Annotated in this window: 19 protein-coding genes; 3 read left to right on the top strand and 16 right to left on the bottom strand. The window is 65.2% G+C overall.

Features of this window, described 5'->3' with window-relative positions:
• Positions 1–44: 44 nt before the first annotated feature.
• The 14 genes from G3I74_RS08405 to G3I74_RS08340 all read right to left on the bottom strand — a co-directional run bounded on the left by G3I74_RS08405 (position 45) and on the right by G3I74_RS08340 (position 19519).
• The gene (locus tag G3I74_RS08405; protein WP_164211131.1) at positions 45–2186 is read right to left on the bottom strand and encodes a primosomal protein N'; all 2142 of its coding nucleotides are present in this window, start codon (positions 2184–2186) and stop codon (positions 45–47) included.
• Between the two features lie 27 nt (positions 2187–2213).
• Positions 2214–4367 (bottom strand): carboxy terminal-processing peptidase, encoded by a 2154-nt coding sequence (locus G3I74_RS08400; RefSeq protein WP_164211130.1) that lies wholly within the window; start codon positions 4365–4367, stop codon positions 2214–2216.
• Between the two features lie 27 nt (positions 4368–4394).
• Positions 4395–5045 carry a lipoyl(octanoyl) transferase LipB gene (gene lipB, locus G3I74_RS08395; protein WP_164211129.1) on the bottom strand — a complete coding sequence of 217 codons (651 nt, stop codon included), beginning with the start codon at positions 5043–5045 and terminating at the stop codon, positions 4395–4397.
• 14 nt (positions 5046–5059) lie between these two features.
• A complete protein-coding gene (locus G3I74_RS08390) occupies positions 5060–5338 on the bottom strand; it encodes a YbeD family protein (protein WP_164211128.1) in 279 nt (92 codons plus the stop codon).
• Complete coding sequence (locus G3I74_RS08385; protein ID WP_164211127.1) at positions 5331–6491, bottom strand: D-alanyl-D-alanine carboxypeptidase family protein; 1161 nt, start codon at positions 6489–6491, stop codon at positions 5331–5333. Before G3I74_RS08385 ends, G3I74_RS08390 begins: the two co-directional genes overlap by 8 nt.
• A gap of 33 nt (positions 6492–6524) precedes the next feature.
• Complete coding sequence (locus G3I74_RS08380) at positions 6525–7337, bottom strand: septal ring lytic transglycosylase RlpA family protein (RefSeq protein ID WP_203594625.1); 813 nt, start codon at positions 7335–7337, stop codon at positions 6525–6527.
• Positions 7334–8305: a lytic murein transglycosylase B gene (gene mltB / locus G3I74_RS08375; RefSeq protein WP_164211126.1), complete on the bottom strand. Its 972-nt coding sequence runs from the start codon at positions 8303–8305 to the stop codon at positions 7334–7336. The genes G3I74_RS08380 and mltB overlap by 4 nt, the downstream gene beginning before the upstream one ends.
• A 117-nt stretch (positions 8306–8422) precedes the next feature.
• Entirely contained in the window at positions 8423–9529 is a 1107-nt protein-coding gene (gene rodA, locus G3I74_RS08370) for a rod shape-determining protein RodA (RefSeq protein WP_164211125.1), read from the bottom strand.
• Complete coding sequence (gene mrdA / locus G3I74_RS08365) at positions 9529–11352, bottom strand: penicillin-binding protein 2 (RefSeq protein WP_239056742.1); 1824 nt, start codon at positions 11350–11352, stop codon at positions 9529–9531. Before mrdA ends, rodA begins: the two co-directional genes overlap by 1 nt.
• Positions 11353–11354: 2 nt before the next feature.
• Positions 11355–11846, bottom strand: a complete 492-nt coding sequence (mreD, locus tag G3I74_RS08360) for a rod shape-determining protein MreD (RefSeq protein ID WP_203594624.1) — start codon at positions 11844–11846, stop codon at positions 11355–11357.
• Complete coding sequence (gene mreC, locus G3I74_RS08355; protein WP_164211124.1) at positions 11843–12751, bottom strand: rod shape-determining protein MreC; 909 nt, start codon at positions 12749–12751, stop codon at positions 11843–11845. The genes mreD and mreC overlap by 4 nt, the downstream gene beginning before the upstream one ends.
• A 30-nt stretch (positions 12752–12781) precedes the next feature.
• The gene (locus G3I74_RS08350; RefSeq protein WP_164211123.1) at positions 12782–13828 is read right to left on the bottom strand and encodes a rod shape-determining protein; all 1047 of its coding nucleotides are present in this window, start codon (positions 13826–13828) and stop codon (positions 12782–12784) included.
• Positions 13829–13912: 84 nt separating this feature from the next.
• Positions 13913–16525 carry a sensor domain-containing protein gene (locus G3I74_RS08345; protein ID WP_164211122.1) on the bottom strand — a complete coding sequence of 871 codons (2613 nt, stop codon included), beginning with the start codon at positions 16523–16525 and terminating at the stop codon, positions 13913–13915.
• On the bottom strand, positions 16526–19519 hold the full coding sequence (locus G3I74_RS08340; protein WP_239056740.1) for a chemotaxis protein CheB: 2994 nt from the start codon (positions 19517–19519) through the stop codon (positions 16526–16528).
• Between the two features lie 91 nt (positions 19520–19610).
• Between G3I74_RS08340 and G3I74_RS08335 the strand changes: the two genes are divergently transcribed.
• The 3 genes from G3I74_RS08335 (at position 19611) to G3I74_RS08325 (ending at position 21506) form a co-directional block, all read left to right on the top strand.
• Positions 19611–20552, top strand: coding sequence for a carbohydrate kinase family protein (locus G3I74_RS08335; protein ID WP_164211121.1), 942 nt, complete (start codon positions 19611–19613; stop codon positions 20550–20552).
• A 71-nt stretch (positions 20553–20623) separates the two neighbouring features.
• The gene (locus G3I74_RS08330; protein ID WP_164211120.1) at positions 20624–21106 is read left to right on the top strand and encodes a Crp/Fnr family transcriptional regulator; all 483 of its coding nucleotides are present in this window, start codon (positions 20624–20626) and stop codon (positions 21104–21106) included.
• Between the two features lie 85 nt (positions 21107–21191).
• Positions 21192–21506: a cytochrome c3 family protein gene (locus tag G3I74_RS08325; protein WP_164211119.1), complete on the top strand. Its 315-nt coding sequence runs from the start codon at positions 21192–21194 to the stop codon at positions 21504–21506.
• A gap of 71 nt (positions 21507–21577) precedes the next feature.
• On the opposite strand, the gene G3I74_RS08320 is transcribed toward G3I74_RS08325, so the two are convergent.
• Positions 21578–22444 carry a bile acid:sodium symporter family protein gene (locus G3I74_RS08320; protein ID WP_164211118.1) on the bottom strand — a complete coding sequence of 289 codons (867 nt, stop codon included), beginning with the start codon at positions 22442–22444 and terminating at the stop codon, positions 21578–21580.
• A 1-nt stretch (position 22445) separates the two neighbouring features.
• Positions 22446–23366 (bottom strand): 1,4-dihydroxy-2-naphthoate octaprenyltransferase, encoded by a 921-nt coding sequence (menA, locus tag G3I74_RS08315; RefSeq protein WP_164211117.1) that lies wholly within the window; start codon positions 23364–23366, stop codon positions 22446–22448.
• Between the last annotated feature and the right edge of the window lie 50 nt (positions 23367–23416).

Here is a 23416-nt window from a genome sequence, read left to right as displayed (position 1 = left end):
TGTCCGCTCTTTGTCCATCATTGTAGTCGCAGCGCGCGCTCGGTTCAGATCTCGAGCGGGTCCATGTCCAGATGCCAGCGCACCCGGCGCGCGTCGGGCAGCGCGTGCAGCCCCGCCAGCCAGTCGGGCAGCACCTGCAGCAGGCGAGCCCGCCGCGGCGCCTGCAGCCACAGCTGAAAGCGCCAGTAGCCGCCGCGCCGCGACAGGACCGCCGGGATCGGGCCGTTGACCTCGACTTCCGCTTCGTTCATCCGGGCCGCAGCGGCGGCGAGAAAGTCCCGCGCCGATTCCGGACGGTGGGCTTCGGCCTTGAGCAGGGCCAGCGACGCGGACGGCGGCAGACCGGCAGCGATGCGCTCGTCGAGCAACTGCTCGGCAAAGCTGAGATAGTCGGCCCGACACAGCTGGGCCAGCAGGGGGTGCTCCGGATGCCGGCTTTGCAGGATGAACCGGCCGGCGCGGTCGCCGCGGCCGGCGCGGCCGGCGACCTGGCAAACGGCCTGCCCCAGGCGCTCGGGCGCGCGAAAATCGGCGCTGAACAGGGCCTGGTCCACGTCCAGCACCGCCGCCAGCGTCACGCCCGGCAGGTGATGGCCCTTGGCCAGCATCTGGGTCCCGACCAGGATGCAGGGCTCGCCCTGGCGAACCCGTTCGAGCAGGCGCGCAAACTCGTCGCGACGGCTCATGCTGTCGCGATCGACCCGATAGACCGGCGTGGTCGGAAAGCGTGAACGGAGTTCGGCTTCCAGGCGCTCGGTTCCGGCGCCCAGCGGCAGCAGCTCGGGCTCGCCGCAGGCCGGACAGCGCGGCGGCAGGCGCTGCGCGGCGCCGCAGTGATGACACTGCAGGCGGCGGATGCCTTGATGCAGGGTCAGGTGAGCGTCACAGCGTTGACAGTCTGCCTGCCAGCCGCAGGCCGGGCACATCAAAACCGGGGCATAACCGCGCCGGTTGCGGTAGAGCAGGACCTGGCCGCCGTCGTCGAGGTGGCGCTGCATCGTCACCAGCAGGGCGCTGTCGAGCGCGCCGCGCTGGCCGCGCAGGTCGGCGACCGACCAGCGCGGCGGGCGGGCGGCACCGGCGCGACGGCTGATCTTGAGCATCCGGTAGCGACCGTTGCGCACGTTGTTGAGGCTTTCCAGCGCCGGCGTGGCCGAGCCCAGAACAATGGGAATGCCGAGCAAGTGAGCGCGCATGACCGCGACGTCGCGGCCGTGGTAGCGGGCACCGTCCTGCTGCTTGAACGACGCATCGTGCTCCTCGTCGACCACGATCAGCCCCGGCCGGGCCAGCGGCAGGAACACCGCCGAGCGCGTGCCGACGATGACGCGGGCTTGGCCGGAGGCCGCCGAGCGCCAGCAGGCCAGACGCTCGCCCTCGCTCAGGCTGGAGTGGTAGACCAGCGCGGCCACGCCCAGCCGCGCTTCGATCCGACGGATCAGCTGCGGGGTCAAGCCGATTTCGGGAATCAGCATCAGGACCTGGCGGCCACGCCGCAGCAGCGCGCGGGCGGCCTGCAGGTAAACCTCGGTCTTGCCGCTGCCGGTGACCCCGGCCAGCAGCAGGGTCTCGTGACGGTGGCGCGCGCGCAGCACGGCCGCCAGCGCCAAACGCTGCTCAGTATTCAGTACCGGACCCGGCTCGAGCGCCACCACGCCCTCGGCCCCGGCAGGCGCCACCCAGCCCTTGTCGACCAGGGTCTTGAGCACCGCCGCGCTGGCGCCGAGCTTGAGCAGTTCTTGGCGCTCGCGCGGACCCTGCTCAAGCCACTTCAGCACCGCAGCCTGGCGCGGTGCCCGGGCGGCGTCGGCGCGCTGTCCGGCCGCCGTGATGGCCAGCCGCCCCGGCGGAGCGGGGCGGAACGGCTTGAGCCGGCGCAGCGCCGGCGGCAGCAGCAGGTTGACCATCTCGCCCGGGGCACAGCCGTAGTAGCGCACCGTCCAGTCGGCCAGCTCCAGCAGCCGGGGCTCGACCAGCGCCTGGTCGAGCACCCGCTCGATGGGCTTGAGCTGGGGCGAGTCTGCGGCCTGGCCGTGGCCGACGACCAGGGCGACCAGGCGGCGGCGGCCAAACGGCACCAGTACCCGGCTCCCGATCGATGGCAGTTGGCCGTCGGCGGCCGGCAGATAATCGAACCGCTGCAGCAGCGGCACCGGCACCGCTACCTGCGCGGTCGCGATCACCATCGCACGTGCCGCATGCTTGGCGGGCTTTCAGTCGATCGAGGCCGAGAGCTTGAGGTCGCCGCGATGGGCCAGCAGGTGGGTTTCGCGGTCCAGCTCGATCAGGTCAGAGAGGATACGCGCCGACTCGACCAGATACAGATCCGGCTCCGAGTCCTCGTCGCTGACGCCGTCTTCGGACTCGTCAGCCTCGGCATCCGGGCCTTCGACGGCATCGTGCGGCGAGCGGGACTGCGAAAATCGACGGCTGCGGCGCTCCTCGCTTTCTTCCATTTCCTGGCGTCGGACGGCCTCGTTGAGCGAAACCGTGGTTCGATCGCTGGTCTCTTCCCACTCCGCGATCTCTTCGAGCAGGCCCTGCAGTTCATCGTCTTCGGCCAGGCGCTCGTTGTGGCGTTCCTCGGCCAGACCGATCAGGCCCGACAGATCAGCCATCGGGCGGTAGTCGGCGGGATCGATCTCGCCCCAGGGCAAGGCAAAATCCAGTGCGCTCTCGCCGAACTCTTCCGGATCTCCGGCCGTGGGCAGGGCGATATCGGGAACCACGCCGCGGGCCTGAGTCGAGCCCCCGGCAACCCGGTAGAACTGCGCCATCGTCAGCTTGATCTGGCCCAGGCGGTCGTTTTCGGTCCGCGACAGGTCGTCTAAGTCGATCAGGTTCTGGACCGTGCCCTTGCCGAAGGTGGACTCGCCGAGAATCACGCCGCGACCGTAGTCCTGGATGGCGCCGGCAAAGATTTCCGAGGCCGAGGCGCTGCGGCGATCGACCAGCACCGCCAGCGGACCGTCCCAGGCCATGCCCGGTTCGCGATCCTGCTCCAGCGAGACCCGGCCGCGCGAATCGCGCACCTGCACCACCGGCCCTTCGTCGATGAACAGACCGGTCATGGTCGTCGCCTCGACCAGCGCGCCGCCGCCGTTGCCGCGCAGATCAATCACCAGACCGTCGATGTCTTCTTCGGCAAGTTCGTTGATCAACCGCCGCACGTCGCGGGTCGAGGAGCGATAGTTGGGCTCGTTGCGCGCGCGGCCTTCGAAATCGACGTAGAACACCGGCACCCGGATGATGCCGATGCGGCGCACATCGTCGTCGCCGGCCGGCACCTCGATCAGCTCGCGCTGGGCCGCCTGCTCTTCGAGCTGGACCTCGTTGCGCACGATATCGATTACCGCCGAGGGACCGGACAGCGCGTTGTCGGCCGGCAGCACTTCAAGCCGAACCACGGTCTCGCGCTCGCCGCGAATCAACTGAACGACGTCATCGAGTCGCCAGCCGACCACGTCCACCATTTCCTCATCGCCCTGGGCGACGCCGATGATGCGATCGCCGGACTGCAGGCGACCGTCCAGATCCGCCGGTCCGCCCGGAACGACTTCCATCACCGTGGTGTATTCGGTCTCGCGCTGCAGCATGGCGCCGATGCCGTCCAGCGACAGGCGCATGGAGATCTCGAAGTTATCGACGCTGCGCGGCGACATGTAGGCCGAATGCGGCTCGATCGAGCGGGTATAGGCGTTCATGAAGAACTGGAAGACATCCTCGCTGTTGAACTCCGAGATGCGGCGGCCGAGGTTGCTGTAGCGGTCGCCCAGCGTCTCGGCGATTTCTTCGTCTTCCTGGTCGGCCAGGCGCAGGCGCAGCCAGTCGTTCTTGACCCGCTGGCGCCAGATCTCGTCGAGTGCCTCGCCGTCGGCGGCCCATTCCGCCTCGGTCCGATCGAAGCGATACTCCTCGTCGATGGAAAAGTCGAAACCTTCCTCCAGCAGATCTTCGGCATAGGCCACGCGCTCGGCTACGCGCCGCTGGTAGCGCTCGAACATATCGAAGGCCGGGTCGAGATCCGAGGTCTTCAGCGCATCACCGAGGTAGCCCCGATAGCGCTCCAGGTCGGCGATATCGGCCGCGGTAAAGTACACCCGGTTGGGATCGAGCAAACGCAGGTACTGCTCGAAAATGCGTCCCGACAGTTCTTCTTCGAGGTCACCGCGGTGATAGTGGTAACCGCTGATGAATCTTGTCGCCAGCCGGCTGGCAAACTGGTGCTCGGGCTTTGGCGCCAGCCGTTCGGTCGTCTCAGCCGAATCGGCCACGGTGGCGAATCCCGAATGCAGGAATACCGCGGCCGGGAGCAGCAGGGTGGCGAGCATGGCGCCGCTGAGGAATTTGCGCGTTGTCTTGTTCATGGGCACTTCAGACCGGGAAATCGAGCGTTAGTTTGCATTGCGGAGAAACTCCGACCAGTTGGGATGGTAATCGAGCAGCCGACAAAGCGCTGACACCATCTCCACGCCGGCTTGGTCGAGGTCGATATTGCGCACCCAGGCCGACAGCTGGGTCATCTGCAGGCCAGCATAGCCGCAAGGATTGATCATCGCAAACGGCGACAGGTCCATGGCGATGTTGAAGGCCAGTCCGTGATAGCAACAGCCTCGCCGCACTTTCAGGCCGATCGAAGCGATCTTGTCGTTGTTGACGTAAACCCCGGGCATCCCCTCGCGGCGCCGTCCCTGGACGCCGTGGGCCGCCAGGACATCGATGACGGCCTGCTCCAGAAGATCGACCAGGCAGCGGATTCCCAGCCGGCGGCGCTCCAGGTCCAGCAGCGGATACATCACCAGCTGGCCGGGACCGTGATAGGTCACCTGGCCGCCACGATCGGCCTGAACGATCGGTATACCGGCCGGGGCGAGCAGATGTTCCGGCCGGCCTGCAAGGCCCTGGGTAAAGACCGGATCGTGCTCAACCAGCCAGAGCTCGTCCACCGTCTCCGGTGTTCGGCTGTCCGTAAACTCCCGCATGGCCTGGAATACTTCGGCCCAGGAGCGCCGGCCAAGGCGCTGGACCTCGAGCGGGTAAGCCACGGGTGCCTGAACCTTCACAGCATCATTTTGACGGCGTCCAGGCGCTGCAGGTCGACGTACAAAGCCTCGAGCTGGGCGCGCGTCTCCACCGCCACCGTGACCGTAATGGCTTCGTAACGGCCGTTGCGGCTGGGCCGTGAACGCACCTCCTCGGGCGCAGCCGCGCCGGCATGGCGCCGAACAACGGTCAGCACCTCGCTACGAGCCCCGGATTCAGCCATGACCTTGACCGGATATCGGCAGGGAAAGGTCAAGCCCTCGGACCGAGCATCGCTGCCGCGGGTTTCAGTCATCGCCAAACAACCCATCCAGCCACAGCCGGACCGCGTCGCTGCTCCGGCCAAAAAAACCGGCCTGTTCGACGTCAGTCAGAGCGACCAGCGCACGGCTTTCGACAACCTCTCCATCCAGGCGCACGACCAGCTGGCCGATCGGATCCCCGGCCGTGACCGGCGCCGTCAGCTGCTCCGGCAATTCCAGGCTCGCCTGGAGTTCGTCATAGCGCCCGCGCTCTATGGTCACGAACAGATCCTGCTCAAGGGCCAGCGGCAGTTCGTCGGCCTTCCCTTTCCAGATTCGCTCGCGACTGATCTCGCCGCCGGCATCGTAGAGCTGGTAGGTCTCGAAAAAGCGAAACCCGTAGTTCAGCAGCGCCTGGCTGGCGCTGGCTCGAGCCTCCTCACTTTCGGTTCCCATGACCACGCTGATCAGGCGCATGCCGTCCCGGCTGGCCGAGGTCACCAGGCAATATCCTGCGCTGCTGGTATGCCCGGTCTTGAGACCGTCCACCGATGGATCACGCCACAACAACCGATTACGGTTGTGCTGCCGAATACCGCCATAGGTGAACTCCCGCTCCGAATACCAGGCATAGAAATCAGGAAACTCGCTGATCAGCGCGCGGGCCAGGATGGCGGAGTCAGCCGCTGTCGTGTACTGGTCAGGATGCGGCAGGCCGTTTGAATTGACGTAATGGGTGCCGTCCATGCCAAGGCGGGCGGCGGCCTCGTTCATCATGCTGGCAAAAACCTGTTCATCCCCGGCGATGTGCTCGGCGATCGCGACGCTGGCGTCGTTGCCAGACTGAATGATGATGCCCTTGAGCAGGTCCTCGACGCGCACCCGGGCCCCCACCTCGATGAACATGCGCGAGCCCTGCGTGCGCCAGGCCTTTTCAGATATCACGACTTCATCGTCCAGACTCAGATTCCCGCGTGCGATTTCCTGGAACGCGACATAAGAGGTCATGAGCTTGGTGATGCTGGCCGGCTCAACCTGTTCGTCGCTGTCTTTTTCTGCCAGGGCGGCCTCGCTGTGGAAATCGATCAGCACGTAGCTGGTCGCGCCGATCGACGGCGCAGAGGGCACCGGCACCTGCGCAACCACCCCCGGCATTCCGCTCAGGACCAGGGATGCCAGGATCACAGGCAAAATCATCTTCAACATGGGTCTATGCGCGCTCTTTGGTGTGAGTTTGCTTCAGGGATAGACATACTGCGGCCGCTCATAGCCCAGTTCGCTGACCTGCTCAACCCGCCGCAGCACCTCTTCGAGGTTCTCCAGAGGACCAATGCGAACCCGCCAGACGCGGTCGCCGGCCGAGCGTGCCGGTTCGGTCAGCACCGGTCCCAAACCCTGTCGGCTCAGTGTACGCGCCACATCGTCGGCTCGCTGCCGGTCGGCGAAGGCGCCGACCTGCAGCAACACCGGCAAACGCGCCGGTCGAACGGCCGGAACGGCCGGCTCGTCGAACGTGATCGCGCGAACCTCGACCGGGCCGGTACCGGCCTGGTCGATACCCAGCTTGACGGCCGCCGCCCACGACAAGTCGATGATGCGGTCGGGGTGAAACGGACCGCGGTCATTGACGCGAACGATGATACTGCGGCCATTTTCCAGATGACGCACTTCAGCAAAGGTCGGCAGCGGAAGCGTACGGTGGGCAGCAGTCAGCTGGTGCATGTCGTAAGGCTCCCCGGAAGAGGTCAGCCGGCCGTGGAACTTGGTCCCGTACCAGGAAGCCAGCCCACGTTCGCTGTAGCCCGAGGCGCTGGCCCGGACGCGATAGGTCTGGCCAAGCACGGTGTAGGGGCTGTGATTGCCGTAGGCGCTGCGCGGTTCCGGCCTCGGCACCACCGGCCGGATACGGCTGACGTCCAGCGCACTGTCGGGCGGGCCGTCGACGGGCTCTCCCGGTGGCCGGGCCGGACCGGGCTCGCGAACCGTCGTTGCGCAAGCCGTCAGCACGGCGGCAATCATCGCCAACCCGGCCTGTCGCAGTACCGGTTTCACTCCGCGCCCTCCCGAATCGCCTGGGCCAGCTGGGTGACTGCCATGGCGTACAGCGGCGAGCGGTTGTAGCGGGTGATGACATAGAAATTGTTCAGCCCGATCCAGTACTCGGGCGCCTCGGCGCCCTCGAGCTCGATCAGCGTCGCCGCGGTGTCCCCCGGCAGGCCGGCGGCATCGAATTCGACCCCCAGCGCGGCCAGTTCGTCCAGGCTGTGCCGGGGTTTGACGGGGAAGTCCTCGTCCAGATTATCGGGCACGCGCGTGGCCGGGAGGACGATCGGCGCCCCCGCTTCCCAGCCATGGACGGCGAGGTAATTGGCCACCGAACCCAGGGCATCGGGCAGAGACCGCCACAGATCACGCCGTCCGCTGCCGTCAAAATCGACCGCGTAGGCCCGGTAGCTCGACGGAATGAATTGCCCGATCCCCATCGCGCCGGCGTAGGACCCGCGCACCTCGTACAGCGGCAGTTCCTCTTCGGCCGACAGGGCCAGGAAATGACCCAGCTCGGCGGCGAAAAAGTCGGCCCGGCGCGGAAAATAGAAACCCAGGGTGGCCAGCGCATCAATGACCCGGAAACTGCCGGTATTCATCCCGTAGCTGGTCTCGACCCCGACGATGGCGACCACCACTTCGATCGGCACCCCGAAACGCTCGGACACTTCTTCGAGCAGGCTCGCATTCGCCCGCCAGAATTCGACGCCACCGGCAATCCGCGTTTCGGTCAGGAAGATCGGCCAGTATTGATACCAGGGCCGGGCCTCGGCCGGTCGGCTGATGGCATCGATGATGGACTGCTGGTAGCGGGCATCGGCCAGGACGGCCCGCACGAGGCCCTCGTCGAGGCCATGCTCGGCGAGCACTTGCTGGATGAACGCGTCCGCGCCGGGATGGGGCTCTTCGGCCAGCGCCGTCGAAGTCACCAGCGCCGCGACCAGGCACAGGCCGACAATCAGAATGCGATTCATGGGTCAGAAAGGTTCCTTGGCAGCTTAGGGGTTTTCAATAGAGGCCGGGATCGGGCAAAAGTTTGCCGTACGGACACGGTTGCGCGACCAGGCCAAGGGGCATTCTATCCGGTTCATTCAGAGACGATCCATGAACCGGCGGCGGCTGTACAGGCCCATGATCAGGCCGAAGCCGGCCAGCAGGGTGACGGCCGAGGTGCCGCCGTAGCTGACCAGCGGCAGCGGCACGCCGACCACGGGCAACAGGCCGCTGACCATGGCGATATTAACGGCCGCGTAGAGGAAAAACATCATCGCCAGACTCCCGGCCAGCAAACGTCCGAAACTGTCGCGGCAGCGGCTGGCCATGTATAGCGACCTCAGGATGACCGCCGCGTAGAGGACGAGCACGCCGATCACCCCGATAAAGCCGAACTCTTCGGCCAGTACCGAGAAGATGAAGTCGGTATGGGGTTCGGGGAGAAACTCCAGGTGGGATTGGGAACTCGCCTGCCAGCCCTTGCCGGTCAATCCGCCCGATCCCACGGCGATCTTGGACTGGATGATGTTCCAGCCCTGGCCCAGCGGATCGCGCTCCGGATTCAGGAACGTCAGGACGCGGTTTTGCTGATAGGCATGCAGGTTGACCCACAGCAGCGGCAGCGCCGCCGTCAGCCCCAGCGCCATCAGCCCGATCAGACGCCAGCGCAGCCCGGCCAGAAACAGCAGAATCAAACCGCTGGCAGCCACCAGCACGGCGGTACCCAGGTCCGGCTGGGTCACGATCAGCAGCACCGGCACGGCGATCAGGATCAGCGCCAGCAGGCTGTCTGCCCAGCGCGGCGGCAAGGGTCGACGGGCCAGAAACGTGGCCAGCATGATCGGCAGCGCCAGCTTCATGGCCTCCGAGGGCTGGAAACGGACGATACCCAGATCCAGCCAGCGCTGAGCCCCGCGGCCAACCCCGAACACCAGCGTGGCCGCCAGCAGGATCAGCGCAAGAACGAATAACCACGGCGCCCAGATCTGCAGGAGACGGGGTGGCAGATGCGCCACCACAATCAGCACCATCAGCCCCATGGCCAGGCGCACGGCCTGGCGCCAGACCAGTCCGATCTCCTGCTCTCCGGCACTGTAGAGCACAAACAACCCCAGGCTCATCAGCACAATCAGCAGGATCATCAACAGACCGTCGAGCCGCCAGGCCGGTGTCCAGGGCATGATTCGAGACGTGGTCACAGCCATCAGTAGCCCAACTCCAGCGCGCGAGCCATGACCTGTGCCGCAACCGGTGCGGCCACGCTGGCACCGCCGCCTCCGTGCTCGACCACCACGCTCAGGGCAATTCGGGGTTCGTGTAGCGGCGCAAACCCCATGAAAAGCGCGTGGTTGCGCAACTGCTCCGGCAGCGCGTCCTCGTCGAGCAGGGCGCGCTCCTGATCGTCATTGGGTCGGCCAAAGACCTGGGCGGTGCCGGTCTTGCCGGCGATCTGGGTTGGCAACATGTCGGCAATCGCGCGTGCGGTGCCCGAGTCGCCGTGCACCACGGCCGCCATGCCGTCAAAAACCGCATCCCAGTGCGCCGCGCCATGGGCCACCATCTGCACCGGTTCGGTATTTCCGACCAGCGTCGGGGCAGCCGTACGGCCGCGTCCGGCCAGGGCAGCGGTGGCATGCGCCAGCTGCAGCGGCGTAACCACGACAAAACCCTGCCCGATGCCCGTGATCACGGTTTCCCCCGGAAACCAGGGCTCGTTGAACACTGCGCGCTTCCAGCTGCGGGTGGGCAGGACGCCGTCGGATTCCCCCGGCAGATCAAGACCGGTGGCACGGCCGAACCCGAACAGCGCCAGCTCCCGGGCGATCTGATCGATACCGAGTTCGACCGCCAACTGGTAGTAGTAAACGTTCACGGATTCGGCCAGCGCCGCCTCCAGGTCCACCCAGCCGTGACCGCCTCGACGCCAGTCCCGGTAGCGGCGACTGTGACCCGGCAACTGAAAATGACCGCCGGAAAACACCTGCGTATTCGGGGTAACGGCACCGGTCTCGAGGCCGGCCAGGGACAGGAATGGCTTGATCGTCGATCCCGGCTCGTAGGCCCCGGAGAGAAAGCGGTTGAACAATGGCCGGTGGCGATCGCTCAACAGCGCGTTGTAGGTGTTCGAGCGAATACCATGGACGAACAGATTCGGATCAAACCCCGGCTGGCTGACCAGAGCCAGCACATCGCCGCTGGCCACGTCCAGCAAAACCACCGCACCGGCATGGTCTCCCAGCGCTTCGACCGCCGCCTGCTGCAGGCTCAGGTCGATGGTCAGGGAAAGATTTTCCCCGGGTTCGGGGGCACTGCGCTCGAGCACTCGCAAGACCCGGCCCTGGGCATTGGTCTCGACCCGCTCCAGCCCGGGATGGCCGTGAAGCACCGATTCGTACTGATGTTCGATGCCGGTCTTGCCCACGTGCGTCGTGCCCCGATAGCGCTCGACCGGCAGTCGCTGAAGGTCCCGTTGATCGATCCTGCCGACGTAGCCGATCACGTGCGCCAGTTCCGGCCCGTGCGGGTAGTGGCGCGTGAGATAGGGCTCAATCTCGACGCCGGGCAAACGATGGCGATGAATGGCCAGGCGCGAGACCTGCTCCTCGTCCAGATTGGTCTTCAGGGTCACCGCCTCGAAGCGACGGGAACGCTGGCGCTGACGCTCGAAGCGCTCACGCTCTGAAGAACTGACCTCGACCAGCGCCGACAGCTCGTCCAGGGTCTCGGTCAGCACCTCGGTCCGTTCGGGCACGATCACCAGGCGGTAGGCCGGCAGATTCTCGGCCAGCACCTGGCCGTGCCGGTCGAGGATCAGCCCGCGATTGGGCGGCAGCGCCTGCAGCTTGATGCGATTGTCTTCGGCCCGGCTGGCGTAGAGGTCGTGGTCGATCATCTGCAGCGTGGCAAAACGGATCCCCAGTAAAATCATCACCACCAGCACGACGGCCACCAGCCATCGATAGCGGCTTCCGATGACGCCCAATTCGGCCTGCTCATCGCGCATCGTATTGACGGACCGGGCCAGCATGCTCAGGCTCTTCGCAGCCGCGCGCGACGGCGCAAGCGATCAAGCAGCAAAAACAGCCACGGCCAGAACACGACGCTGACCAGCGGGCTCAGCCACCACGACCAGTGCGGCCATCCTTCTCCGGCCAGGCCCACGACCCACAGGTGCACGATGCGATCGTTGACCAGTAGCGCCAGTACCACGGCGGCCTGCTGCCAGGGCGGAAAAAACCGAATCCGGGCATGAAAGCGTTCCAGCAGATAGCACAGGATGACCAGGCCCAGGGCGTGCTGGCCCAGCAGGGTGCCGGTCGCCACGTCCAGCACCAGGCCCAGCGCAAAAGCGCTGCCCAGGGCTCGCAAACGCCCGCCCTCGAGGTTCCAGTAGATCAGCACCAGGGCAACCCAGTGCGGCCGCATGGGCTGCACCGCTTCCGGCAACGGCATCAGGCTGAGCAGCAGCGCTGCCGCGAGAGAAACCGACAGCAGCAGGCCATCCCCGGCGCGCTGGCTCACGGCTGAACCTCCCGCGAGGCTTCCTCGCTGGGCGTGGCGTCGTCTTCCTGCGCCGGCTCGTCTTCAGCCGCCGTTGCCTCCAGCACCAGCAAATGACGCGAGCGGTCCAGTCGGCCGAGCGGCCGCAGACGCGCGCGGGCAAAAGCCTCACCCACCTTTCTCGAAACGTCAATCACCTCGGCCACCGGCAGCCCGGCCGGAAACGCCCCACCCAGACCCGAAGTCACCAGCCGGTCGCTGGCCTCCAGGTCGACGTTCATGGGCAGATCGTTCAGGCGCAGCTCGGTATTCAGGCCGCTGCCGTAGGCGATGGTGCGAACGCCGGTCCGCTCCACCGCCACGGGCAGGGCATGATCCGGATCGGTCAACAGGACAACCCGAGCGCTGTGGAGAAAGACTTCGTCCACCTGCCCGACCACGCCGTAGGCGTCAATAACCGCCTGGCCGGACTCGACGCCGTCACGTCGACCGCGATTGATGAGCACGCGATGAGAGAAGGGATTGAGGTCGACCTGACGGATTTCGGCTGGATAAAAGGCGACCTGCGGTTGCTTGGAGGCACTCAACAGCTGGCGCAGCTCGAGATTTTCGCGCCGAAGTTCCTCGAGCAACAGCAGGCGCGCCGAAGATTCGGCCAGCAGGCCGCGCAGCTCGCCGATTTCCCTGAGCAGCTGCTGGCGACCGCGCAGGGCAGACCAGATTGAGTTGGCCAGCCGGAACGGCGATTCGATCAGCAACACGGCGGGCTCGACCACCAGCCCGGCCTGGTGACGCATCTGTTCAACCCACCGACCGCGATAGTCCAGCGTCATCAGGATGATCGCCAGCAGCGCGTAGATCATCAGCCTGGACGTGCGTCCGGCCAGCTCTGCGCTGAAATTGAATGGCCCGCCCGGCGCGTTCACCGTGCCGGCGGAGAAAAGTGTCGCGCAGGCTCAGGTGGCAAAAAAGAAATCCACCCGGTTCTCATCCATCATCTCCAGGGCCCGGCCACCGCCGCGCGCCACGCAGGTCAGCGGATCGTCGGCGATGATCACCGGCAGGCCGGTCTCTTCCATCAAAAGCTTGTCGAGGCCGCGCAGCAGGGCGCCCCCGCCGGTCAGCACGATGCCGGTATCGGCCACGTCGGCGCACAGTTCCGGCGGGGTCTGCTCCAGCGCCACCTTGACCGCGCCAACAATGCTGGCCAGTGCCTCCGACAGCGCCTCGAGGACCTCATTGCTGTTGAGCGTGATCATCTTGGGTACGCCTTCGGCCAGGTTGCGCCCGGAAATCTGGATTTCGCTTTGCACGTCGAGGGCGAACGCGCAGCCGATTTCCATCTTGATCCGCTCGGCCGTGGACTCGCCGATCAGCGTGCCGTAGGAACGGCGCACGTAGTTGATGATGGATTCATCGAAATGATCGCCGCCAATGCGCACGGAGTTCGAATAAACGATGCCGTTGAGCGACAGCACCGCCACCTCGGTGGTGCCGCCGCCGATATCGAGGACCATGGACCCGCGCGCCTCGTGGATCGGGATGCCGGCCCCGATGGCCGCCGCCATGGGTTCTTCGATCAAATAGACTTCGCGCGCACCGGCGCCTTCGGCCGATTCCTTGATCGCGCGGCGCTCGACCTGGGTCGACGAGCAGGGTACACAGACCAGCACCCGAGGGCTGGGGCGCAGCACCCGGGTCGAGTGGACCTTCTTGATGAAATGCTGCAGCATCTGCTCGGTCATGTTGAAGTCGGCGATCACGCCGTCCTTCAGCGGCCGGGTGGTGCGGATATTGCCGGGCGTGCGCCCGAGCATCTGCTTGGCCTCCATGCCGACAGCCGCCACCGACTGCGGCCCGCCCGGTCCGCGTTCCATGCGCACCGCCACCACTGAAGGCTCGTTGAGCACGATCCCTTGGCCACGCACGAAGATCAGGGTGTTGGCGGTGCCCAGGTCGATGGACAGATCATTGGAGAAGATGCCGCGTAAGCGCTTGAACATGGCGATGGGGGCCTTGGCCGTCCCGAAAAGGTAGTCGCGTATTGTACAGCCCGCAATCGTTAAATGGCGGGGTAAAAAACGTTGTCAGGCCGTTGCCGGAGCCCGTCGGGCCAGCCATTCCGACAGCGCTTCCGGCCGAATTCCGGGTGAGTACAGAAAGCCCTGGGCCGCATCACAGCCGGCCGCGAGCAGAAAAGCTTCCTGCTCACGCGTCTCGACGCCCTCGGCGACAACCTGCATACCCAGGGTGTGGGCCACCTGGATGACCGCCCGGCAGATCGCCTGATCATCAGGACTGGCGACCAGGTCGGCCACGAAACTGCGGTCGATCTTGAGGAACTGCAGCGGAAAGCGCTTGAGATAGGCCAGCGAAGAATAACCGGTGCCAAAATCGTCCAGCGACAGTTCAATCCCCTGCCCGTTGAGCGCCTGCATGATTTGCGCAGCCTGGGCCGGCAGCTTCATCGCCGTACGTTCGGTCAGCTCCAGCACCAGCGCCTCAGGCGCAACGCCCGAGCGCCGAATGCGCTCGGCCAGACCGTCCAGGAAGCCGTCGCGCCAGAACTGTTCAGCGGCCACGTTGACGCTGACCGGTATGTCACCGGCCAGCTGGCCCGACCAGTCGCGCACCTGTCGAAGAACATGGTCCACCACCCAGTTGCCCAGTTCCGCGATCAGGCCGCTTTGCTCAGCGATCGGTATGAACTGCGACGGCGAGAGCGCTTCCTCGCCGTCGGGGCTCCACCGCAACAGCGCCTCGAGACCGATGACGCTCCCGCTCGCCAGATCGATCTGGGGCTGGTAAACCATATGAAACCCGTCGGTTTCCAGCGCCCGCCGCATCGCCGCCTCGATGCGGGCGATCGACGAGGCAGCCTCTGCCATATCGCTGTGAAAGAACCTGCAGGCATCGCGCCCGTCGGCTTTGGCCTGGTACATGGCCGTATCGGCATTCTTGAGCAGTTCCTCGTAGGTCTCGCCGTCTTCCGGATACATGGCCACGCCGATCGAGGCCGAGATCTGGTGGGTGCGATCCCCGATCTGGAACGGCCGGGTCGCGGCCCGCAGCACCCGCGCCAGGCGCTGGTTGGCGGACGCCCGATCGATATCTTCGAGCAGCAATACGAACTCATCACCGCCCAGTCGGCAGATCGTATCGCACTCGCGCACGTGTTCGCGCAGCCTGCGAGCGAAATGGATCAGCAGTCGATCCCCGGTCTCGTGGCCGAAAGCGTCATTGATTTCCTTGAAGCGATCCAGGTCCAGGAAAGCCATCGCAAAGCGACCGGCACGGCGGCTCGCTGCGCGAACCGCCTGGGCCGTGCGGTCCTTGAGCAGGTAACGATTGGGGGTGCCCGTGAGCATGTCGAAAAAGGCCAGGCGCTCGATTTCCTCCTCGGCCATCTTCTCCTGGCTGATATCGCGCACCACCAGGATATGATGCAGGTCCCCCTCGGGTCCGGCCGGAACCCGGCTGATTCGCAGCCAGCCGGCGTAGGTTTCGCCGTCCTTGCGCTGCGGCCAGATTTCGCCCTCCCAGAAACCATCTCGCTTCAGCTGCCGCCTGATTCCCTGAAGAAACTCGCGATCGTGGCGGCCGGAGACCAGCGCGAGCGGATTCTTGCCCAGGATTTCATGCTCCCGGTAGCCGCTGATCTTTTCGAAGGCCGAGTTGACGAACGTGACGCGGTTGACCGAATCGGTGATGATGATCGCTTCGCTGCCCCGACTGAAGATTTCGGTGGCCAGGTCAAGCCGCGACTGCAGCTGCCGATGCTCAGTCACGTCCGTGGCGATCACGGCCACGGCAAAGGCCTCGCCATCGGTATCTCTGAGCGGAAAGCGGGTGACTGTAAGGACCGACCCAGACGGGCGGGCAGACGGCCAGGTCACCTCACCGACCAGGGGTGTATCGCTGTAGAGCGCGCGTCGATCCAGCTCCGCCTCCTGCCGGGTGCGCTCCTCATCCATGCACTCGGATCGAAGCAAGCCGACGGCTTCGCGCTCATCGATACCGAAAAGGGCCCCGGCCGCCCGATTCATCATCAGGCAGCGATCGGCGCGGTCAAACGCGTAAATCGGTGCCTCGCTGTTGTCCATCAACGACTGATAGAGCGCCCGCTCCCGGTCGCGCTCTTTTTCCAGACTGCGGTCGATGAACAGCAGCAGGGTGTGTCGATCGGCGTGATAGCCGGTTCCCAGGCGCAGCGCCAGACAGTCCATCGGCACCTCTTCGCCGTCGGCGCGAAGCACCGGAACCCGCTCGCGCAGGGCCGGGCCGCCGCCTTCGCCCGTCTGCTCCAGCGCCGCACCAAACCACCCTGCGCCGCGGTCGCTGAACAGGCGAAACACCGAATGCCGCCGCAGCGAACCGGCTGCGCGAAACCCGAAAAAATCGAGCGCAGCGGGGTTGGCTTCCTCGATCACGCCCATTCGGTCAATCACCAAGGCCGGCAGCGGCACCGACTCATAAAGGGCCTGATAGCGCGAGCGTTCGGCTTCGGCCCTGGCCCGCGACTCGAGCAGCTCCCGGTTCTGGATCTCCAATTCGGCCTGGTGAATACGCAGATCTTCGAGCAGGCGCTCGGCATCCGGACAGTCCGGCAGATCCAGATCGGCCAGGCTCAGCTCGCCGCGGGCCAGCGCCTGCCGAGCCCGGCGGCGCAGCGACCGGAGGGGGTCGGCGTCCTGGCTCATTCAGTCCGCTCCCGCCGAACCATCCCGCTCTGAGCGGTACCAGTCGGTGATGTTGATATGGCTGACCACGGCAGCGAACGGACCCTGGTTGACCGGTGCCACGTTCATCACGAACCAGCGCTGCTCGGTCGGTGAATGACAGGGATAGCGCAGGCTGAATTCAGTGCGACTGCCCTCGAGCACGTTTTTCAGGCCGGCGGCGGCGGCAGAGGCTGAGCCTTCTTCATCCTCTCCACCATCGGCTCGACAGGCCCGAAAGTAGTTGCTGCCTGGCCCGGAATGCACCAGATCCGGGTCGCCGTTGGCCCGGGCAAAGCGCCGCCAGGCCTCGTTGACCAGGGCGATGTTGCCGTCGACCTCGAGCACGGCAATATGCTCCGGCAGCGCGTCAAGCACGCTTTGGACTTCTTTGAGATCGTGTACCGCGGTCACGTCGATGAAGCTGGCCACCGCCCCGACCGCGCTCGACGAAGACACCCGGTACGGCAGGATACGCATCAGCAGCTTGCTGCCGTCGCGCCCCGTCACCTCGCGCTCGATCAGCCGCTCCGAGCGCAAGGTCTTGCGCAGGTCTTCGGTCAGGCCGGGATGGCGGATCGAATGGGCGATTTCGTCCAGCGGCCGGCCGATGTCGGACGGTCGCAGCCGGAACAGGTCGACCGCATCGGGGCTGAAGCGGTTGACCTGCAAATCCTGGTCGACGAATACCGTGGCAATGCCCACCGCCTTTTCCATCGAGTCCAGGTCGGCGTTGAGCCGGTTGAGAATCTGGACCTTTTCCTGGTACTCGGCGTTAACGGTGTTGAGCTCTTCGTTGACCGACTGCAGTTCCTCGTTCGAGCTCTGCAGCTCCTCGTTGGAGGCCATGAGCTCTTCGTTGGTCGCCTGCAGCTCCTCGTTAGCCGTTTCCAGCTCCTCGATCGTGGCCTGCAGGCTCTCCCGGGTGGCCGCCAGTTCGTGCTCGAGCATCTCGATGTGAGCCGAGTTCTCCGCACCCACATCCACCGGCTCCGGATCGTTGACGTCGTCCCGGGCCTCGCGCGCTTCGAACGACAGCAGCATGTAGCGTTCGTCAGCCTCTCGCCGGAGCGGGCGGACGCTCAGGTGTACCACCACCCGCTCGCCGTCGGCCAGGTCCAGGGTCACTGGACTCGATACCAGCCGCGTACCGTCCTTGGCCACCTTGTACAGCAGCGCCGAGGCGACCGGCACCAGCGGCTCGACGAGTATTCGGTTCAAATCCAGGCTGGCCAGTCCCTCGCGCATGCGAATGAAGCGTTGCACCTGTCCGAACAGATGAACGGCTTCATGCTTGTCGTTGACCAGAATCGACGGTGGCGCGTAGGCCTCGAGCAGTTCATGCACGCCGTAATCGATCAGCGCCGAGTCGCGCGAACGCCGCTGGCTCCTGGCCTCGTCCGGGGGCGGAATTTTGCGCGCCTGCCCGGTAAACCCGCCGGCGACGTCCATGGCGAACACCGGCGGCAGGCTGACCGCAGTGCGCGAATAGATTTTGTGCTTGCTGTCGACGGTCTCGAAGGCGTCGTCCATACCCGACATCGACTCGCTCGGACCCAGGAACAGGAAACCGCCGGGCTTAAGCGCATACTGCAGCCTGCGGACAGCCTGGCTTTGGGCTTCGCGCTTGAAGTAGATCAGCGCGTTGCGGCAGCTGACCAGGTCCATGCGTGTGAACGGCGGATCGGTGAGCAGGTTGTGGCGGGCAAAAACGATGCACTGGCGCAACTCGTTGCTGACCGTGTAGCTGTGTCCGGAGCGGGTAAAGAACCGCTCGATCCGCTCCGGGGTCAGCTCGGCGGCGGCCGAGTCCGGGTACTGACCGTTGCCGGCCAACTCGATACCCTGCTCATTGACATCGGTCGCGAAGACTTTCAGCGACGGTCGCCGGCCGTAACGTTCAAACGCCTCGAGAAACAGAATGGCGATGGAATAGGCCTCTTCACCGGTCGAGCAACCGGCCACCCAGACCCGGATCTGGTCGCCCGCAGCCGCGTTCGAGACGATCTTGCGAACCGCCTTTTCAGCCAGCCGGTCGAAGCTTTGTGGATCGCGGAAAAAGCTCGTGACCGGAATCAGCAGCTCGCGCCGGAGCGTGACCGCCTCGCCGCGGTCTTTTTCCAGCAGGGAGAGATAGTCGTCCAGCGATTCGGCCTGGCGCACCTGCATGCGCCGCTCGATGCGCCGGATCACGGTTGAGGGCTTGTAGTCGCTAAACGCGATCCCGCCGATCTGGCGCAGCAGCTGCATGATGCCTTCGAATGCGTCCTCTCCCTGGATAGCGGGCAAGGCATCGGGGCTGTCGCCTGTCGCGCTGTCAGAACACTTGAGGAAGTGTGTCTGCAGCCGTTCCGGAAGGTCGTTGGCTGACAGCACGGCATCCACCACCCCGGTGTTGATCACCGAAGACGGCATGCCGTCGAACTTGGCCTCGCGCGGATCCTGCGCCACCAGGAAACCGGCGGCGGCGTTGATTTCCACCGCGCCCCGGGTGCCGTCCGAGCCCGTTCCCGACAGAATCACACCGACCGCGTGTGACCCGTAAGCGCGAGCCAGCGAGGTCAGGAAGATATCGATCGGCAAGGTCAGCCCGTGCGCGCGCTTGGGCTTGAGATACAGCCGGTCCTCCTCGATCGTCAGGATGTGGCCCGGCGGAATCAGGAAAACTTCGTTGGGCTGGAGGCGCAGTCCGTCCTCGATAATCTGGACCGGCATGTCGGTATGCCGGGCCAGAAGATTGCTCATCATGCTTTTGTGGTCGGGCGACAGGTGCTGAACGACCACGAAGGCCGCCCCGGTATCGGAGGGGCAATGACTGAAGAAGTGCTCCAGCGCCTCCAGCCCGCCGGCCGAGGCGCCGATGCCGACAACATATCCGGGAAAAGCTCCGCCCTGCGACGGCCCTTGATCCATCACGTCTGCATTATTCGTCGCCTCGTTCATGCTGGCTGAACAGAGTGTCTCGAAGCCGTTCATGATTATTTCATAATCGGGGCGGCCAAATCAGCCCGCCGCGATGTTGGCGCCTCGACCTACAATAAACGTCAATCCCTCTACTGGCGGAAAGATGTCCATTCTGATCAGCGGCTCGATTGCCTACGACACCATCATGGTCTTCCCGGGGCGGTTTCGCGACCATATCCTGCCCGACAAGACCCACATGCTCAACGTCGCCTTCATGGTCCCCGAGCTGCACCGGTATTTCGGCGGCTGCGCCGGCAACATCGCCTACAGCCTCAAGAAACTCGGCGCCGATCCGCTGCCCATGGCCACGGTGGGCAGCGACTTCGACGACTACGCGCGCCACCTTGATCACCTCGAGATTGGCCGCGACCATATCCTCAAACTCGAGGATTTCTGGACCGCCCAGGCCTACATCACCACCGATATCGACGACAATCAGATCACCGCTTTCCATCCCGGGGCCATGAACGAGGCCCACCGCCAGGCCGTTCCGGCCGGCGGCGATATCGGCTTCGGGATCGTCTCTCCCGACGGCAAGCAGGCCATGCTGGACCATTCCGCCCAACTCGGCACTGCCGGCATCCCGCACGTCTTCGATCCCGGCCAGGGGTTGCCGTTGTTCAGTGCCGCCGAACTGGGCCTGATGATCGAGCGCGCTGACTGGCTGACGGTCAATTCCTACGAGTGGGAAATGCTGCGCAAGAAGACCGGGCTGGACGTCGACACCGCGCTCGATCACTTGGCCGGCGGGCTGGTCATCACCCAGGGCGGGGCAGGCTCGGAGTTGATCACCCGCAGCGCGCGCCAGACCATTCCCGCGGTCGCGCCCGAGGCGGTGCGCGATCCGACCGGCTGCGGCGACGCCTACCGCGCCGGCCTGCTGTTCGGCCTCGAACGCGACTGGGCGCCGGTTGACGCCTGCCGCCTCGGGGCCATCCTGGGTGCCATCAAGATCGCCCACGCCGGACCCCAGCAGCACGATTTCACGCCCGGCTCGGTCGCCCGGCGCTTCCAGGCCGAATTCGGACAGCCCATGCCGGACTGAATGACGCCCTGCACAAAGCATCGGGCTGGTAGACTTCCTACCATCACTTTCACGGCGAAGGCACCGCGGCCATGGACCAACAGATCGACGGCAAACACCTGAAAGATTCTTTCCTGGGCGAAGAGCTGGATGATGCCGACATCAAATCACTCCAAAGCGTGATGACCATCAAGACCGTAGCCAAGGACGAGTTCCTGGCCAGGGAAGGCTCAACCGACCGCCACCTCTATTTGCTGGCCGACGGGGGCCTGGAAGTCCTGACCCTTCAGCACGGCGAACCCACCCATATCTACGCCATGGCGCCGGGAGAGTTCGCCGGCACGCGTGCTTTTGTCGACGGTACTGCGCGCTCGGCCTCGCTCAAGGCGCAGTGCGACTCGGTGGTCTATTGCCTCGAGCCCGGCCCTTTCGAAACCTTGCTGGAAAGCAACCCGGTGCTGGTCTACAAGATCATGCGGGCGATCTTCCGCATCACGCACCTGAACCTGATGCGCATGAACCGCGAGGCCCAGGAATTGGCCAACTACGTCTACAAGATCGGCGGTCGTTATTGAGGGCCGGTTTGTGCAAGCAGCGTGAATACGATATCGTAGCGTGGTGGGAAAGCCCCCACTTGACTGAGACTGCGAGGAGTCAGTAATGAGGAAAGCACTACTGAGTTTAAGCCTGATGGCCGTGCTGGGCCTGTTCATGGCCCCGGCCATGAGCAGCGATCAATGCGTCACCTGCCACCAGGATCAGGAAGAAAACGCGGTTGCCGCTCACACCAACTGCATGGCCTGCCACAGCGATGGATCGGAAGCCCACCTGGAAAACTTCAAGGAGCATCCGGCAGCCGTCACCAATGAAACCTGTACAAACTGCCACCAGCCGGACGAAGACTTCAAGGCTATCTCTGCCCACGGGATGGATATGGAGTGCAGTTCCTGCCACGCGATTCACGAAGAAGAGTAATCGTCGCCGCCGGCGATCCGAACCGACAACCTGATCAGGGGCCGCGGTGGCAGCACCGCGGCCCTTTTCAATCAGCTCGACATTACTGCAGTACTCGAGGCCCTGGAGCGCGCCCAGGCGATCAGGCCTAAGGCGGTGATGTTCATCATCAAGGCGTACATGATCGCCGGCACCAGCATGGCCGGCACCCCGAACAGGCTCACGGCGATAAAAATGGCCAGGGCGGCGTTCTGCAGTCCGCCTTCCATGGACACGGCCACCAGATCGGCAAAATTCAGCCGCATCAGCCGGGCGGTCAGCAGACCCAGCGCCATCGTGCCCAGATTCAGCGCGAGCACGTAGGGCCCCAGGTCCAGGGCATGCTCCAGCATGACCGAGCCCTGGCTGACGAACGCCCCGACCACGATGAAAGCAAACGCCGCCGTCGCCAGGCGCCGGGCCGGGATACGGACCCGGTCGCTTAAGTCTGGCTGGACGTGATTAAGCAGCATTCCCGCCATCAACGGCAGCCCGGTGACCAGAAACACGCTCAACAGGATCTGCTGCGGCGGCACCGTCACCAGCGTCGTCTCGCCCAGCAACCAGGCCTGGGATGCCCACAGAATCAAGGGAACCGTGATCATGCCGGCGACGCTGGCCAGGGCCGTTGCCGACACCGACAGCGCGGCATTGCCGCCGGCCAGCACGGTCAAAAGATTGGACGTGGGCCCACCCGGGCAGGCAGCAAGAATCATGATGCCGAAGGCGAATTCGGGACGGCCCTTGTAAAGCGCCACCAGCGCCGCCGCGATCAGCGGCAGCAGCAGAATCTGATTGCCCAGGGCAGCAAGCAGGCCGCGCGGCGCCCGAAAGACCTCCATGAATTCACGGATTCGAAGCCCCAGCCCGACAGCAAACATGATGAAGGCAAGACCCAGCGGCAGCAAAAGATTGTTCATGTCAGATCGTCCGGTCAACAAACGCGACTAGAATCATACCCGCACTCATGGCAAGGCTCAGCACCATCTGAAAGCGCGTTGTCCGCTTCAGGTTGGCGTTGCAGGCTGCGGCTGTGATCGGAGGCTGCAGGCTGCGCAGGATCCCGGGCACCAAAGCCAGCGCCGGCAGGCCCAGCAGCGCGCCTGCCCAGGGGCGTCCCCACAGCGCCAGCAGGGAAAGCGCCGGCGCGACCGAAACCAGCATAATGCCCACGGCGCGCACCGCGCCTTTTGGCCCCAGATAAATCGCCAGTGTTCGCCTTCCGGCACGAAGGTCCCCGTCCAGATCGCGCAGATTGTTAATCGTCAAAACGGCAGACGCCGGCAAACCGACGGCCAGCCCCGCCGTGATCATGGGTCCCGTCAGGTTTCCGCTGTACAACCAGGCCACACCGGCCACGGCCACCAGCCCGAAGAAGATCAGCACCACCGCTTCCCCGAACGGCCCGCGTGCGATCGGCTTCGGTCCCCCGGAGTATGCCCAGGCGGCCGTGACCGCAAGCAGGCCGATCCAGACCATGGGCCAGCCGCCAATACCCACCAGGTAGATGCCCGCCAGCACGGCCAGCACAAATGAAATCCAGGCTGAAGCCAGCACCGCACGCGGGCTGGCCCAGCCCAGAGCGGTGACGCGCGGCGGACCGGCCCGATGAGCATCATCGGTGCCGTCCAGGGCGTCGGCCGCGTCGTTTTGCAGGTTCGCACCGATCTGCATGCAGGCCGCCGACAAGGCCGCGGCCAGAGAGACGTCCAGCCGCACCACCCCGCTATCGGCCCAGCCGGCCACGGAGCCGACCAGTACGGGGGCGAGCGACAGCGGCAGCGTATGCGGCCGGACGGCATGCCAGGCAACCGTCGTCCAGGGCGGCGTAGGTTTGCTCATGCGCGGATTATCCCCGAGCCCGGCCCGCGCTGCAGCCTTTCGACCTGCCG

It is taken from the genome of Wenzhouxiangella limi, assembly GCF_010499265.1.
Lineage (GTDB): Bacteria > Pseudomonadota > Gammaproteobacteria > Xanthomonadales > Wenzhouxiangellaceae > Wenzhouxiangella > Wenzhouxiangella limi.
Note: the sequence above shows the minus strand (reverse complement) of the source record. Positions and strands in the feature narration are given on the sequence as shown.